Here is a 14592-nt window from a genome sequence, read left to right as displayed (position 1 = left end):
GCCGGCCTGCCGATCGACGGTGCGCGGCTGTTCGGCGTCGTCGCCTCCGGCGCGCAGGTCACGAGTGGAGCCGCGGATGCCGCAGCCCGCGCGCTCGGCGGCCGGGCGGTCGCCGGTGCTGCGCCCGAGCGGATCCTGCCCGCGCCCGCGTGCATCGTGCTGCTCTCGCTGCCCGGCGGTGTGGAGCTCGACGACGCCGCGGCGCGCGGCTTCGCCCGGTCGCTCACAGGCGGCGACGCGACATCCGCCGGTCGTCTCGTGCTCTCGATCGGCACGCCTGGTGCCGGTCTCGACGAGTTGCTCGGCTCGGTGCAGGAGGCGATCGACCTCGCCCGAGGCCCGATTGCGCGGGGCGCGCGCGGCCTGATGCTGCGCCGCGCCGACGACCGTCCGCTCATGCGGCTCGTGACGTCGCTGCGCGACGACCATCGGCTGCAGCGGCACGGGGAGCGTATGCTCGCGCCGCTCATCGAGTACGACCTCGCGCGCGGCGGCGACCTGCTCGACGTGCTCGGCGCGATGCTCGCCCACCCCGGCAACCGCACCGCCGCGGCCGCCGCGAGCCACCTCTCGCGATCGGTGTTCTACCAGCGGCTCGGGCTCATCGGCGACCTGCTCGGGGTCGACCTCGACGACGGCGAGACGCTCACCGCGCTGCACCTCGCGCTGCTCGTGCGGCGGAGCGCGGGGGCGGTGGTCGAGTAGCGGCCCCGTGGTCGACCGGTGATTACTTGCTATTGACAAGTGCACTTGCAAAGAGCAAGCTGACTCGTGCAACGCCAATTCCGACCGATTCGAACTGGAGTCACTGATGCCTACCTCAATCTTCGTGAGCCTGCCGACGACCGACCTTGAACGGTCGAAGGCCTTCTACACCGCGCTCGGCTTCGACATCAACCCGTTCTTCACCGACGAGAACTCCGCGTGCGTGGTCTTGGACGAGAACATGTACATCATGGTGCTCACCCGTGAGTACCTCGGCACCTTCACCGACAAGCAGATCATCGACCCCAAGACCCACGCGCAGACGAGCATCTCGCTCAGCCGCGATTCCCGCGACGACGTCGACGAGGTGCTCGCCAAGGGACTCGCCGCCGGCGGCAGCGAGCCGCGCGAGGCGCAGGACTACGGCTTCATGTACTCGCGCGACCTCGAAGACCCCGACGGCAACGTGCTCGGGTTCCTCTTCATGGAGCCGGCGGCCGCCGAGATGGGCCCCGAGGCGTACTTGGCCGAGCAGGGCGCCGGCACCCCGGCGACGACGGCCTGACCAGGCCGACCTCATGGCCACACGCGCCGCACGCGGCTTCGGCCAGTACAGCGGCGCAGCTCGGGCGCTCGAGCGGGTCGGGGATCGGTGGGCCCTGCTCATCGTCCGCGACCTGCTCGTCGGCCCGCGCCGGTACGGCGACCTCAAGGCCGGCCTGCCGCGCATCCCCACCAACATCCTCAGCGACCGTCTCAGAGAACTGCAGGAGTCGGGCGTCGTCCGCCGCGTGCCGACCGTGCGCGGCGGGTACGAGCTCACCGCCCTCGGCCGCGCGCTCGAACCCGTCGTCGTCGCCCTCGAGCGTTGGGGCTGGTCGGTGCTCGGTGAGCTCGCCGAGGGCGAACTCGTCACTCACGACGCGTTGGCTGTGGCGCTGCGTGCAGCTTTCCGACCGGATGCCGCGGCCGGAATGCCGCCGACCGAGTACGTGCTGCACGTCGGCGACGTCTCCGTGGTGGCGGTCGTCGTCGACCGCACGCTCGACGTCGTGCCCATCGGTCCGGGCGCGCTGCCCCAGCCCCAACGGCGTGGTGCGCCCGAGGCTGCGTTCGAGTCGGGCCTCGAACTCGTGATCGATCCCGCCGGATTCCGCGACCTGATCTCAGGCGGAATCGACCCCGGCACCGTGCCGATCCTCGCCGGCGACACCGAGACGGTGGGGCGCTTCACGAGCACGTTCCGCATCGATCCGGTCGGCCCGCCGACGGATGCCGCCGCCGGGGCGGATGCCGCGTGAGGCCAAGGTGACCACTCGGTGGTTGCGTAGGCAGCGAAGCAGCCGCATCGAAACCACCCACACCGTCGAACGCGCGGGTGGCCTCGATACGCGTCGCCTTCGGCGGCGCTACTCGACCACCGGGGTGGCTGGGTCAGGGCGTGACGTAGAGCTTCCGCAGGGTCTGCCGCACCGTCCAGATGGTGCGCATGCCCGCCTCGAGTCGCACGACCGAGCCGGGCGCCAACACGATGGGGTCGGCGATCGGATGCTGGAACTCCACGGTCGCCGCACCCGAGAGCACGAGGAACACCTCGTCGGCCTCGATGTCGCGCATCGCGCCCGGCGTCATCTCCCACACGCCCACCAAGCGGTCGTCGGTCGCGTCGAGTACGCGAAGCCCCGTGGTCGGCGCGCCCGCGACGACCTGCTCGGCCGGCACCGGCTCGTGCGCGAGCGCGATGGAGGCGGCATCCGTCACCGTGCCCGCATCGAACCGCGGCTCGCCGTTCACGAGTCGAACCCCAGGCCGAGCGCGTCGAGCGTCTTCAACAGCACGTTGCGTCTGCCGCCGGTGTGGTCGGCTCGGTCGAGCGACCAGCGGGTGGCGTTGATGCCGAGCGCGGCGGCCGGCTCGGGCGGGAACGGCAGCGGACGCTCGCGCACCATCTCGAGCTGCGTGCGTTCGGTCTCGCGGCGCTCGAGGCGATCGAGCATGACCTCGGCGGCGAAGCGCGTGGCGGCGACGCCGAGCCCGGTGAACCCGGTTGCGTAGGCGACGCGATCGTCGCGCGCCGTGCCGTAGAACGCGCAGAACCGCGTGCACGTGTCGATCGCCCCGCCCCATTGGTGGCTGAAGCGCAGCCCCTCGAGCTGCGGGAACGTGGTGAAGAAGTGGCCCGCGAGGCGTGCGAAGGTCTCGGGCCGGTGCTCGTACTGCTCGCGCACCCGGGTGCCGTAGTGGTAGATCGCGTCGTAGCCGCCGAAGAGGATGCGGTTGTCGCGCGAGATCCGGTAGTAGTGGAACTGGTTCGCCATGTCGCCGATGCCCTGTCGGTTCGACCAGCCGATCGCCGCGAGCTGCTCGGCCGAGAGCGGCTCGGTCATGAGCGCGTAGTCGTAGACCGGCACGGTCATGAGCGTGTTGCGCTTGAGGAGCGAGGGGAACACGTTCGTCGCGAGCACCGCGTGCTCGGCGAGCACCCTGCCGCCGTCGGTCACGAGGGTGACGGCACCCGTCGAACCCGGTGTGTCCATTCGGCGCACAGGGGAGTGCTCGAAGATCTCGACGCCGAGCTCCTCAGCGACCCGCGCGAGTTCGACGGCGAGCTTCGCGGGGTGCAGCGTCGCACTCGTGCGGGTGTGCCAGGCGGCACCGAGATACGTGGGCGAGTCGACCTCGGCGCGAGTCTCGGCCTCGTCGAGGAACCGCACGGTCGCGTCACCGCGCGCCGCGGCATCCGCTGCCGACTCCAGTAACCACTCGAGCTGGTGTGGCTCGACGGCGACGTCGAGTGAGCCGTTGCGCTCGAACTCGAAGTCCATGCCGTACTCGGCTTCGGCCGCTTCGATCGCGTCGAGGTTCTCGAGCCCGAGCCGGTCGAGCGTGTCGAGCTCATCGGGCCAGCGGGCCAGTCCGTTCTCGCGACCGTGCGTGAGGCTCGCCTCGCAGAAGCCGCCGTTACGACCGGATGCCGCCCACCCGATCGTCTTCGCCTCGACGAGCACGACGCGCGCGTTCGGGTTGCGGCGCTTGGCGAGCACCGCCGTCCAGAGACCGGTGTAGCCGCCGCCGACGATCGCGAGGTGCGCGACCCGCTCACCCGAGAGCTTCGGGCGCACCGGCACGCGACCGACGTCGTCGAGCCAGAACACCGATTGCGCAGTGTGCTCGAGCGAGTGCTGCACGACGGATGCCGATGGCCGGCGCCGTTCGAATACGGTCGTTCCCACTGGGATCACTCCATCGCGGTCTGGTGCCTCCATCCTCCCGCGCCGTGAGGCTGGCGCGCCAGCGGCGCCGTGTCCCGACATCCGCTCGCCGCCGGACAGGGTGGCCGGATGCCGCGTGTCGGTGGCACCCGGCACGATGAGGTGTGCCCGAGACGATCGACTACGCCCGCTACGAACTCGAGTTCGACGCCGACTTCTCCGGACCCGACCTCGACCCCGCCCAATGGCTGCCGCACTACCTGCCGCAGTGGAGCAGCCGCCACGCCACCCGCGCACGCTACGACGTGGGCGACGGCCTGCTCACCTTGCGGGTCGACGCCGACCAGCCGCCGTGGTCGGTGGAATACGACGGCCCCGTGCGCGTGTCGAACCTGCAGACCGGGGTGCGATCAGGGCCGGTGGGCAGCGGCGAGGGGCAGCATCCGTTCCGCGACGGCCTCGTCGTGCGCGAGGCACAACGCGAGCAGCGGTTGTACACGCCCCGGTATGGCGTCATCGAGGTTCGCGCGGCCGCCAGCAGTGACCCGCACAGCATGGTCGCCCTCTGGATGATCGGCATCGAAGACGTGCCCGAGCACTCGGCCGAGATCTGCGTCATGGAGATCTTCGGCAACGAGGTGACGGATGCCTCGGCGCTCGTCGGCATGGGCGTGCACCCCTTCAACGACCCGGCGATCACCGACGACTTCGAGAAGGTTCGCGTCGAGCTCGACGTGCGCGACTTCCACGACTATGCCGTCGAGTGGATGCCCGGGGGCGTGCGCTTCTTCATCGACGGGCAGCTCGTGCGTTCGACGACGCAGTCGCCCGACTACCCGATGCAGCTCATGCTCGACGTGTTCCACTTTCCGCCCGACGCGGGCGACGCCGGCGCATATCCGAAGGAGTTCCACGTGCAGCGGGTGCGCGGGTTCCGGCTGCGCTGAGTCGGCTTGCGTATCGGGTGTTGTGGGGGCGCTGAGAAGGCCCTAACGTCAGGAAGCAAAAATCATGGCCGCCCGGCAACTATGCGAATCTCGCGCGTCCTCATCGAATGGATCGATACAATGCCACAGCTTCCACCGATCAATCCGGCCGACCTTCCGGACCGCGTCGATATCTCGGACAACTCCGCCGAGGTCGCCCGTGTTCGGGAGACCGCAACGGCGGGTCCATATCAGCCCACCTGGGATTCTCTACGCGGCTACCAGCCTCCGCTGTGGTACCAGGACGGCAAGTTCGGCGTCTTCCTGCACTGGGGTGTCTTCTCCGTCCCGGCGTTCGGCACCGAGTGGTATTCGCGGACCATGTACCTCGAAGGCACCGAGGAGTTCGAACATCACGTCGCGACCTACGGTCCGCATCGGAAGTTCGGCTACAAAGACTTCATCCCCAGTTTCACAATGGAGCACTTCGATCCCGACGACTGGGCGCAACTGTTCAAGCGGGCCGGCGCACAATTCGTCGTTCCTGTCGCAGAACACCATGACGGGTTCGCGATGTACGACACCGGCCGCTCGCGCTGGAGCGCCGCCCAGATGGGACCGCGTTCGGACGTGTTCGGACAGCTCGGCCAGGCAGTCGAGCGGGCGTGGATGGTCGTCGGCGCGTCGAGTCATCGTGCCGAACACTGGTTCTTCATGAACGGGGGCGCTCGCTTCGACTCCGACGTGCGCGACCCCGCGTGGTTCGACTTCTACGGACCAGCCCAGCGGGAGGAGATCGCGCCGAACGAGCGATTCCTGGAAGATTGGCTCCTGCGGTGCGTCGAGATCATCGACAAGTACCGCCCGCAGATCCTGTACTTCGACTGGTGGATCGAGTCGCCTGCCTTCGAGCCGTACCTCCGGCTGCTCGCGGCGTACTACTACAACAGCGCCCACCAGCGGGGACGGGAGGTCGTCATCAATTTCAAGTGGGACGCCTTCGCCGCCGGAAGCGCGGTCTACGACATCGAACGCGGAGCGATGGGAGGGATCCAAGATTCCGTGTGGCAGAGCGATACGTCCGTCTCCCGCACTTCCTGGAGCTGGGTGGAAGGACACGAATACAAGAATGTGAACGAGCTCATCGCCGAGTTGGCCGACACCGTCTCGAAGAATGGAGTTCTTCTGCTCAACATCGGCCCGAAATCGGACGGCACAATACCGGATGAGGAGCGCCGACTGCTGGAAGGCATCGGAACGTGGCTGACCCGCAACGGAGAAGCGATCTACGGCAGCCGGCCCTGGATCATCCCCGCGGAAGGCCCGACCGAACTCATCGTCGGTTCCTTCGTCGACGCGTCCTCTCCGCAATACACGAGCGCCGACATCCGATTCACGACTCGCGCGCACGTCACAGGCGACTATCTGTACGCGACACTGCTCGCGCATCCGGAGGATGGCGTCGCTCGTATCCGTTCGTTCGGAAGCGGCGCAGGCCTGCTCACCCGGGGGATCCAGGAGGTGAGCGTTCTCGGCTCCACGGAGAAGGTCGCGTGGCACAGAAGCTCGGAGTCACTGGATGTGACGCTGCCCCCGACCACGCCCGACCTCGGCGGCGGCCCAGTGGTGAAGTGCTTCCTCGAACCCGACGCGCGCCCCCCGCGGGTCGACTTCCTTCACGGGTGAGTCGACGTCTGCGATGTGGGGAATATGTAACGATACAGACGCGCGCGGGCCTCGACGAGACGCCCCACGTTCGCTGAGTCTTGGCCGCAGGAGTTCCACGTGCAGCGGGTGCGCGGGTTCCGGCTGCGCTGAGCACTCGCGAGCGCGGCCCGTGATTCACCGGGTTGTCGCGGCCTGGAGGGCCACCGTCACCGATTCCACCAGTTCGTCCCACGACGCATCGAACTTCTCCACACCCTCCGCTTCAAGCGTCTCCATCGCTTCGTCGTAGGAGACGCCGACTTCTGCGAGGGCGTCGAGGTGTGCGCGAGCCGCCTGAGAGGTGCCCGCGATCGTGTTCGGCCGAATCGATCCGTGCTCGAATGTGGCTTCGAGGGTCTTCTCCGGCATGGTGTTCACGACGTTCGGCGCGATCAGGCTCTCGACGTAGAGCGTGTCGCGCGTGTGCGGGTCCTTCACGCCGGTGGAGGCCCACAGTGGACGCTGTGTGTTCGCGCCGTTGGCAGAGAGGGTTCGGGCGCGTTCGGTGAGTTGGGCCTCCTCGAACGCCTGATACGCCAGACGGGCGTTGGCGATGCCGGCCTGGCCCTTCAACGACGCGGCGCGCTCGGTGCCGACTGCGTCCAGCCGCTTGTCGATCTCGACGTCCACCCGGGAGACGAAGAACGACGCGACCGAGTGGATCGCGCTCAGGTCGCGGCCCGCCGCCAGCGCCCGCTCCAGCCCGGTGAAGTACGCGTCGACGACCTCGCGGAAGCGTTCGAGGCTGAAGATCAGCGTGACGTTGATGCTGATTCCCTCCGCGATGCAGTCCGTGATGGCGCCGAGGCTCGCCCTGGTGGCCGGAATCTTGATGAACGCGTTCGGCCGGTCGATCGCCGAGGCGAGGGCCTTCGCTTCGTCGACCGATCCCGCCGCGTCGTGGGCGACACCAGGGCTCACCTCGATCGAGACTCGCCCGTCGACGTGGCCTGTGGCGTCGTAGACCGGGCGGAAGATGTCGCACGCATCCCGCACATCGGAGGTGGTCAACGCGAAGACGGCCTGGGTGGCCGACGCATTCGCCCGGGCCAGTCGCCCAAGCTCGTCTCGGTACGCATCGCCGCTCCGCATCGCGGTGGCGAAGATCGTCGGATTCGTGGTGATCCCGACCACGTTGCGCTCCGCGATGAGTCGCTGGAGTGCACCCGAGCGGATCCGATCTCTCGAGAGATCGTCGAGCCAGATGCTGACGCCGGCGTCGGTGAGCGCCTGCGTCGGCGTCGGCGTTCTCATCTCATCCATATCCTCCGCCGCTTCCTCGAGACGCTGCGCGGAACTCAGTGCTGTTCCTAGAACCAGCGTAGATCTCAAAGGGATGAATCTGGCCAAGAGAGTGGGCGAATGGGCCCACGCGTTCCGTGCATCGCGTTCAGAGCCGATCAGGCAAGATAGGTCGATCCTTTCACCTGTCTCGTGATGACCTCGCCCACGCCGAACAGTGCACCGTCGTCGCCGAGCGTTCCCACGACCAGCCTCGGTGGAAACGGAATCCTGCCGGCGAGCCGTGACGAGATCTCCCGGATGGCGTGCTCCGGATGCCGAGCCAGATGCCCGGCCAGCACGATCACCTCGGGATCGAGCACCGTGGCGAGCGCGCCGCACGAGAAGGCGAGCAGGTCGAAGAGCTCGTCTGCGGCCGGCTGTGCAGAGGGAACCTTCTTGGCCGCGTCGTCGAGGAGTCGCCGCATGGCCTTCGGTGCTGGGAGCCGGCCTTCGCCGTGGCCGTACGCAACCCCGGCGATGCGGGATTCGAGATCGCCCTGATCAGTGAAATACCGGGCGAGGGCGCCACGCTCCGTGAAGAGGAAGCCGACCTCGCCGGCGGCGGAACGGAAGCCGCGGTAGATCTCCCCGTCGTTCACGATCCCCGCGCCAACCCCCTCGCCGAGCAGGTAGGAGGCCACGCTCTGGGCGCCCCTGCCCGCCCCGTGGGCCCACTCGCCGAAGGCGATCGCGTTCGCGTCGTTCTCGACGATCACGGGGAGGCCCGTCGTAGCAGCCACGATGGATTCGAGCGCGACGTCACGCCAGCCGAGTTCGACGGTGTTCATCACTCGCCCGTCATGCACGATTCCGGGCACGGAGATGCCGATTCCGAGAAGCTCCCGCTTCTCGAGCGCCGCGGCCTCGACGAGTCGGTCCGTCAGGGCGAGGGTTCCGGTGAGCCTCGTCGATGCAGAGATGGAACCGGTGGCCGGATCGATGTCGAAGGCGACCGAGTCGGAGACAACAGTATTCCGCGCAAAATCCCGCAGGAGTCCACGGGCGCGATCCGGGCCGACATCGATCGCCGCGATCACACGCGATTCACCCGCGACCCTGAGCAGATTCGACGGGCGCCCGCCCGACGACTGCTGCACGCCCTCCTGGGCCAGGATACCCTCGGCGAGCATGGCGGCACTCAGCCGTTCGACGGTGGCCGAGCTGAGCCCTGTCTTGGCGCCGATCTGCTTACGTGAGAGTGCCCCGTTGTCTTCGAGGCAGTCGAGGATGGCGGTGCGGTTGATCTCAGTGACGACGCGAGTCGTTGCCGTGCGCTTCTTCGTGTTCATCGATCTCTTCCTTAGACGGTGCCCGCTGCTACAGCAGGGTACGAGGTCTGGCGTGCCTGTTTCGGGGCTGGTCACCCGAGCATCGACGCTGCCGCCTTGTCGAGGAGTATGGTGACCGCCCGGTGCTTGCGTAGCGCCGACGCGGGGCTCGATCGTTCGATTGCGCCCTCGAGTGCCCTGGCCACTGCCGCGGCCTTGCCGGGACCGAATGCCAGCAACACGATTTCACGCGCACGCAGGATCGTGCCGATGCCCTGGGTCAGTGCCCGTGTCGGCACCTGGTCGATCCGGCCGTCGAAGAACCGGGCGTTGGCCTCGCGGGTCTCCGGCGTGAGATCCACCGTGCGGGTGAGGGAGTCGTGCGCCGAGCCGGGTTCGTTGAACCCGATGTGGCCGTTGTGGCCGATGCCGAGAATCTGAAGGTCGACTCCGCCGGTAGAGCGGATGCCCTCCTCGTAGGCGCGCCCTGCCTCCACGAGGTCGGGCGCCGAGCCGTCGGGGACCGCGACCCGGAGGGGATCGAGGCCAAGCGGTCTGGTGACCTCCGCGTCGATGACGCTTCGGTAGCTCTGCGAGCGCCGAGGGTCGATGCCCACGTATTCGTCGAGCGCGAAGGCGCTGGCCCGGGTGAGATCCAGGCCTTCGGTGCGACGGAGTGTCTGGAGCGCGCGGTACACGGGGGAGGGTGTCGATCCAGTGGCGACCCCGAGCACGGCCGTCGGACGAGTGCGAATGAGGGCCGAGATGCGCTCGGCTGCCATTCTCGCGGCCGACTCGGCATCGACGGCGACGATGACGCGTAGCGAAGACGAGGTGTGCATGGGAGCGGTCGTGGTGGTCGTCATGACCTGACCCCCGCCCGCTCGCCCTGCTTGGACCGGAGCTCCCGGGCCAGTTCGATTGCGCCGTGAACGGGGGGAGTCCTCACGACGACCAGCTCGACATCGGGCAGAATTCGCGCGAGGTGATGCCGGATGGCGTTCTCATATGGCGCCTGATTCACGATCACGCCGCCACCGGCGACGACCGTTCGCCCTGTCGCTCCCCGGTCGATGAGGTGGGCCACACCGCGGGCGAGATCCGCTGCAGCGGCATCGACGATACTCGCGGCGGTGCGGGAGCCGGCCTCGGCCTGGTCGAAGACCACGGACGCGTGCACTCCCCAGGCCGTTCCGTTGGCCAGGAGCGACGTGCGTTCAGCCAGCTCCGCGGAATCCCCGGCCTGGAACGCGGCGAGCATCGCCGGGTACAGGGGGTCGGCGCCCCCTTCGCCCCTGTCCCACGCGCCGAGTGTGGCGCGAAGCGCAGCAGACACAAGATCGTGCGAGCTTCCCCTGTCGCCCAGGGGCCACCCGTAGCCGTCGACTGTCACTCGAACACCATCGGTGGTGGTGCCACTGATCACGGCGCCCGTGCCGACGATCATCTCGATGGTGGGCCGGATGCCCGTGGCGTGGTGCAGCAGGAGCGCGTCGTTCACCACGGTGACGCTCGCGTCGAGCACCTCTTCGATCCGAGCGGTCGCCCGTGCCATCTGCTCGGCGGTGTCGCAGCCGTGCACCCCGGCCACGACGATCGTGTCGCCGGTGACAGCGCCGAGTGAGCGGACCACGGCCCCGAGCCTGTCGAAATTGCCTTCGTCGGAGAAGAGCGAGCCGCGCCGCCAGTGGTCGGAGGGGATAACACTCTCGGCGACCGTTCCAGCGGTGTCGACGACGCGGATATGCGTCTTCGTTCCTCCGACATCGATGCCGACGACGGAGAGGATCGCCGTGTTCTCGACGGAATCGGCGCTCGACGACGGGTGGCTCGGCGGCCGGGGACTCTCGGGCACGACTCTCCGCTTCTGATCAATCGTCTGTTGCTGGTGAGGAGGGTCGATCCTTTCGCGAGGCGATCGGCGCACCATTGCCTCATAGTGACAATAAAGCACGCCTTGGACGGTTTCCGCAAGCCGCCTCTGCGCTCACCGTTACGGAGTGAGCCCGAAAATGTCTGGCATGTAAACGCGCATTTCTTGCGGAAGAATTTCGCCCGGTGCTCACATTGTGCGTTGACCAGATAACTATTGCACTGATAGAAAAGACCAACCCGAAGTGGTGTTCTGCAGCGCTTCGCCCGCTCCCGCCCAACGAAAGGTCCCCTGTGAATAACAGAATTCGCGTCGCCGTGACGGTTGTCGCTGCCGGTGCGCTGCTGGCTTCCCTGGCCGCGTGCTCCTCCCCGTCGTCCGACGAGTCAGCGCCACTGCAATTCGTGCTCTCAGGAGACGGAACGCAGGGGGGCGGCTACCAGAAGATGGCCGACAAATACTTCGAAGAGACCGGGACGAAGGTCGAGATCGTGGATGTGCCCGGTGACGACCTCACCACGCGCCTGCGGAACAGCGCCCAGGCGAATGACCTGCCCAACATCGCAGCCGCGGCGAACGTCGACCCGCTGTGGAAGGACCAGCTCCTCGACCTCTCGAGCATCGCCAAGGAGGACAATGTGCTGCCCACGCTCACGGTCGAGGACCCGGCGGACGGCAAGGTCAAGGCGCTCCCCTCGAGCCTCACGTCGGTGGGAATGTTCATCAACAAGGACCTATGGGACAAGGCAGGAGTGAGCTACCCGACCGATGTGAGCCAGACCTGGACCTGGGACGAGTTCGTGGCTAAGGCCAAGCAGGTGCAGACCGCCACCGGAGCCCAGTACGGACTCACGATGGACCCATCGGCGCACCGCCTTCGTTCTTTCCTCTACGAGTTCGGCAGCGAGGGAGTCGTCCAGGACGGCGACTCCATCTCGTTCGATGACGAGGGCAAGACGGCGCTCGAGTTCTTCAAGGGAATGAACGACGACGGCTTCATGCCCAAGTCCGTCTGGACCGCTGGTGAGGACGCGAGTGCGACGTTCAAGAGCGGACAGGTTGCCGCCTACTATTCGGGTGTGTGGCAGATCGCCGACTTCCAGGCGAACATCACCGACTTCGGGTGGGCATCGGTTCCGACCCCACAGCAGCCGGTCAAGGCGACCAACTACGGCGCGGCGTCCTGGATCGTGGGCTTCAGCGGGCAGGGCAAGGACGACGAGACCAAGAAGTTCATCTCCTGGCTCTACTCGCCTGAGAACTACACCGAGTACTGCGAGATCGCCGGCTGCCTGCCCTCCGTGAGCGGCCTCACCGTGAACTACCCGAAGGACGCGTATGCGTTCGCCTTGTACAACGCGGAGATCGCTGCATCGCCCGCCGTCTCGGCCGTGCAGACGACGGACCAGCTGCGCCAGGGCTACGAGGGCAAGAGCATGGACGTCGAGCCTCTGAAGGACGAGACGGTCAGGTACCTCAGTGGCGAGCAGACGATCGACCAGACGGTCGACGCGATCATCGCGTCGACGAAGGCCGGGCTCCGCTGAGCTGCCGTCCCGGTGCGCCGATGAGGCGCACCGGGACGCCGGCCGCATCCGACAGCCCCCGATGACCGCACAGACCCGCCCTCCCGAGGAGAGACCATGACCAGCACGATGCACAGCGTCGCCAGCCCCGCGGCCGCGGATTCGTCGGTCCTGAGCGGCACCGGCTACAAGCCCCCTCATCGACGCCGACCCCGACGCCGATACGGCCTGACCCCGCTGCTGCTCTCGGCCGGAGTCATCGTGCTTTTCGCCCTGTTCTTCTTGTGGCCGGGCATTCTCGGGCTCGCCTACTCGTTCACCTCGTACCGCGGCTTCGGACCGATGACATTCATCGGCCTCGACAACTACACCAGGCTCGCCAGCGATCCGACGTTCTACGCGGCGCTCGGACGCACCTTCATCTACACGGCCTTCTCCGTTCCCCTCGGCTACGCCCTGTCCCTCGCCCTCGCGGTGGCCCTGACCAACCTGAGGGCCCGCGGGAAAACGGCGGCCCGCATCATCTTCTTCCTGCCGTGGCTGGTGTCGCCCATCGTCACCGGAGTCATCTGGCGCTGGATGTTCGGTGAGAACTTCGGCTTCGTGAACTTCGTGATCACCTCGCTCGGCGGTGGCGCGGTCCCGTGGTCGTCTGACGCGAACCTCTCGCTCATGGTGGTGATCCTGGCGTCGTCGTGGGCCGGCGCCGCCTTCAACATGCTCCTGTTCATCGCGGCCATCAACAACGTGCCGACCTCCTACTACGAAGCCGCCCAGCTCGACGGCGCCAACGCCTGGCAGCGTTTCGTCTCGATCACCCTTCCGGGCATCGCCCCGACATCCGTTCTCGTCGTCCTGTTGATGACCCTGGGTCAGATGAAGGAGTTCGCGATGATCCAGGCACTGAACAACGGTGGCCCGGGCACAGCGAACCAGCTGATCGTGCAGTACATCTACAAGACCGGCTTCGGCCAGTCGGATGTGGGCTACGCAAGCGCGGCCTCGATGGTTCTCCTCGTAATCCTGATGATCATCGCGCTCCTCCAGATCGCGATCAGCCGGAAGGCCAATTCGTAATGGCGACCTCGACTTCCTCCCCCACGGCATCCCTGTCGGGTCTCGCCCCGCGACCGCTGAAGCGCCGGAAGTCCGGCGAGTTCCGCCGCTCCATACTTCCGACCACCATGCTCTGGGTCCTGGCCATCCTCGTCGCCTTCCCGCTGCTGTGGTTCCTTCTCTCGTCGTTCAAGGGGGGAGGCGAACTCTTCACCTATCCGCTCTCCTTCCTGCCCAGGGAGTGGACAGCCGGCGGCTATGTGCGGGCCTGGGAACGACTCGACTTCGTGCGCTTCTTCGGCAACACGATGCTCGTGGCGAGCGTCACCACTGTTCTCACCGTCTTCTTCTGCGCAACGGCGGGCTACGCCCTGGCCAAGTACCGCGCCCCCTGGCTGTCGGTGCTCGCACTCTGCATCCTGTCGATGACGATGCTGCCCGGCGAGGTCATCCTGAACCCGACCTTCACCGTCGTGCGCGACCTGGGTTTCTACAACTCGCTCCTCGGAGTGATCCTCCCCTCAATCCTCACGCCCACCGGCGTGTTCATGTTCCGGCAGTTCTTCATCACGGTTCCCCAAGAGCTGCTCGACGCGGCGAGAATTGACGGTGCGAGGGAACTCACGATCTTCTTCCGGATCATGCTGCCGCTGGCCCGCCCCATCATGCTGACGCTCGGGATCATCTCGTTCCAGTGGCGTTGGAACGACTACATCTTCCCGCTCATCATCCTGAGCGATCCGAAGAACTTCACCTTGCAGATCGCCCTGCGCACGTTGATCGGCTCGCAGAACATCGACTGGGTGATCCTCCTCGCCGCGTCGGTCATCTCGATGATCCCGCTCGTTCTGCTCTATCTCGTGTTCCAGAAATACATCACCAGCTCGGACATCAACACGGGGCTGCGCGACTGATCCTCGCCAGGCCCTCCTCACTGAGAGAAGCCCCACCCCGCCATGCATCGTGATCGAGAGAAGACTGCCGGCCGCGTCGATCGGTTCCTCAGTGAATTCCTGCCGCCGGCGATCGTCGCAG

General features: G+C 67.0%; 14 protein-coding genes. 8 read left to right on the top strand and 6 right to left on the bottom strand.

Annotated elements, in window-relative coordinates:
• From J7E25_RS17020 to J7E25_RS17010, 3 genes are all read left to right on the top strand, one after another.
• A partial coding sequence (locus J7E25_RS17020) for a CdaR family transcriptional regulator (protein WP_214871359.1) occupies positions 1-705 on the top strand: 705 nt, incomplete at its 5' end.
• A gap of 106 nt (positions 706-811) precedes the next feature.
• Positions 812-1270 carry a VOC family protein gene (locus tag J7E25_RS17015; protein ID WP_214871358.1) on the top strand — a complete coding sequence of 153 codons (459 nt, stop codon included), beginning with the start codon at positions 812-814 and terminating at the stop codon, positions 1268-1270.
• Between the two features lie 13 nt (positions 1271-1283).
• Positions 1284-2006, top strand: a complete 723-nt coding sequence (locus J7E25_RS17010) for a helix-turn-helix domain-containing protein (RefSeq protein ID WP_214871357.1) — start codon at positions 1284-1286, stop codon at positions 2004-2006.
• Positions 2007-2139: 133 nt separating this feature from the next.
• On the opposite strand, the gene J7E25_RS18395 is transcribed toward J7E25_RS17010, so the two are convergent.
• Together J7E25_RS18395 and J7E25_RS17000 are read right to left on the bottom strand one after the other, a co-directional pair.
• Positions 2140-2499, bottom strand: a complete 360-nt coding sequence (locus tag J7E25_RS18395; RefSeq protein WP_308164639.1) for a cupin domain-containing protein — start codon at positions 2497-2499, stop codon at positions 2140-2142.
• Positions 2496-3938, bottom strand: coding sequence for an FAD-binding oxidoreductase (locus tag J7E25_RS17000; protein WP_214871356.1), 1443 nt, complete (start codon positions 3936-3938; stop codon positions 2496-2498). The genes J7E25_RS18395 and J7E25_RS17000 overlap by 4 nt, the downstream gene beginning before the upstream one ends.
• A gap of 143 nt (positions 3939-4081) precedes the next feature.
• Here J7E25_RS17000 and J7E25_RS16995 point away from each other — a divergent pair, with 143 nt between their 5' ends.
• Both J7E25_RS16995 and J7E25_RS16990 read left to right on the top strand, forming a co-directional pair.
• Complete coding sequence (locus J7E25_RS16995; RefSeq protein WP_215009616.1) at positions 4082-4864, top strand: glycoside hydrolase family 16 protein; 783 nt, start codon at positions 4082-4084, stop codon at positions 4862-4864.
• Positions 4865-4984: 120 nt separating this feature from the next.
• Entirely contained in the window at positions 4985-6529 is a 1545-nt protein-coding gene (locus J7E25_RS16990; RefSeq protein ID WP_214871355.1) for an alpha-L-fucosidase, read from the top strand.
• Positions 6530-6685: 156 nt separating this feature from the next.
• On the opposite strand, the gene tal is transcribed toward J7E25_RS16990, so the two are convergent.
• The 4 genes from tal to J7E25_RS16970 all read right to left on the bottom strand — a co-directional run bounded on the left by tal (position 6686) and on the right by J7E25_RS16970 (position 10957).
• On the bottom strand, positions 6686-7804 hold the full coding sequence (tal, locus tag J7E25_RS16985) for a transaldolase (RefSeq protein ID WP_214871354.1): 1119 nt from the start codon (positions 7802-7804) through the stop codon (positions 6686-6688).
• 146 nt (positions 7805-7950) lie between these two features.
• Positions 7951-9123, bottom strand: a complete 1173-nt coding sequence (locus J7E25_RS16980) for an ROK family transcriptional regulator (protein WP_214871353.1) — start codon at positions 9121-9123, stop codon at positions 7951-7953.
• A 71-nt stretch (positions 9124-9194) separates the two neighbouring features.
• Positions 9195-9968 carry a glucosamine-6-phosphate deaminase gene (locus J7E25_RS16975; RefSeq protein ID WP_251039214.1) on the bottom strand — a complete coding sequence of 258 codons (774 nt, stop codon included), beginning with the start codon at positions 9966-9968 and terminating at the stop codon, positions 9195-9197.
• On the bottom strand, positions 9965-10957 hold the full coding sequence (locus J7E25_RS16970; RefSeq protein WP_214871352.1) for a BadF/BadG/BcrA/BcrD ATPase family protein: 993 nt from the start codon (positions 10955-10957) through the stop codon (positions 9965-9967). Before J7E25_RS16970 ends, J7E25_RS16975 begins: the two co-directional genes overlap by 4 nt.
• A 335-nt stretch (positions 10958-11292) precedes the next feature.
• On the opposite strand from J7E25_RS16970, the gene J7E25_RS16965 reads away from it, so the two are divergent.
• The 3 genes from J7E25_RS16965 (at position 11293) to J7E25_RS16955 (ending at position 14471) form a co-directional block, all read left to right on the top strand.
• Entirely contained in the window at positions 11293-12522 is a 1230-nt protein-coding gene (locus tag J7E25_RS16965) for an extracellular solute-binding protein (RefSeq protein ID WP_308164637.1), read from the top strand.
• 96 nt (positions 12523-12618) lie between these two features.
• Complete coding sequence (locus tag J7E25_RS16960; protein WP_251039212.1) at positions 12619-13578, top strand: carbohydrate ABC transporter permease; 960 nt, start codon at positions 12619-12621, stop codon at positions 13576-13578.
• Positions 13578-14471: a carbohydrate ABC transporter permease gene (locus tag J7E25_RS16955; protein ID WP_214871350.1), complete on the top strand. Its 894-nt coding sequence runs from the start codon at positions 13578-13580 to the stop codon at positions 14469-14471. Before J7E25_RS16960 ends, J7E25_RS16955 begins: the two co-directional genes overlap by 1 nt.
• Positions 14472-14592 lie beyond the last annotated feature (121 nt).

The sequence above is a fragment of the Agromyces sp. ISL-38 genome (assembly GCF_018613935.1).
In the GTDB taxonomy this organism is placed as follows: domain Bacteria; phylum Actinomycetota; class Actinomycetes; order Actinomycetales; family Microbacteriaceae; genus Agromyces.
The sequence above is the reverse complement of the archived record's forward strand: the minus strand, read 5'-3'. Positions and strand labels throughout refer to the sequence as shown.

Excerpts from the sequence above, each read along its gene's own strand:
- J7E25_RS17015 (WP_214871358.1), top strand. The coding sequence starts at position 812 with ATGCCTACCTCAATCTTCGTGAGCCTGCCGACGACCGACCTTGAACGG.
- J7E25_RS17010 (WP_214871357.1), top strand. The coding sequence starts at position 1,284 with ATGGCCACACGCGCCGCACGCGGCTTCGGCCAGTACAGCGGCGCAGCT.
- J7E25_RS16990 (WP_214871355.1), top strand. The coding sequence starts at position 4,985 with ATGCCACAGCTTCCACCGATCAATCCGGCCGACCTTCCGGACCGCGTC.
- tal (WP_214871354.1), bottom strand. The coding sequence starts at position 7,804 with ATGAGAACGCCGACGCCGACGCAGGCGCTCACCGACGCCGGCGTCAGC.
- J7E25_RS16980 (WP_214871353.1), bottom strand. The coding sequence starts at position 9,123 with ATGAACACGAAGAAGCGCACGGCAACGACTCGCGTCGTCACTGAGATC.
- J7E25_RS16975 (WP_251039214.1), bottom strand. The coding sequence starts at position 9,968 with ATGACGACCACCACGACCGCTCCCATGCACACCTCGTCTTCGCTACGC.
- J7E25_RS16960 (WP_251039212.1), top strand. The coding sequence starts at position 12,619 with ATGACCAGCACGATGCACAGCGTCGCCAGCCCCGCGGCCGCGGATTCG.
- J7E25_RS16955 (WP_214871350.1), top strand. The coding sequence starts at position 13,578 with ATGGCGACCTCGACTTCCTCCCCCACGGCATCCCTGTCGGGTCTCGCC.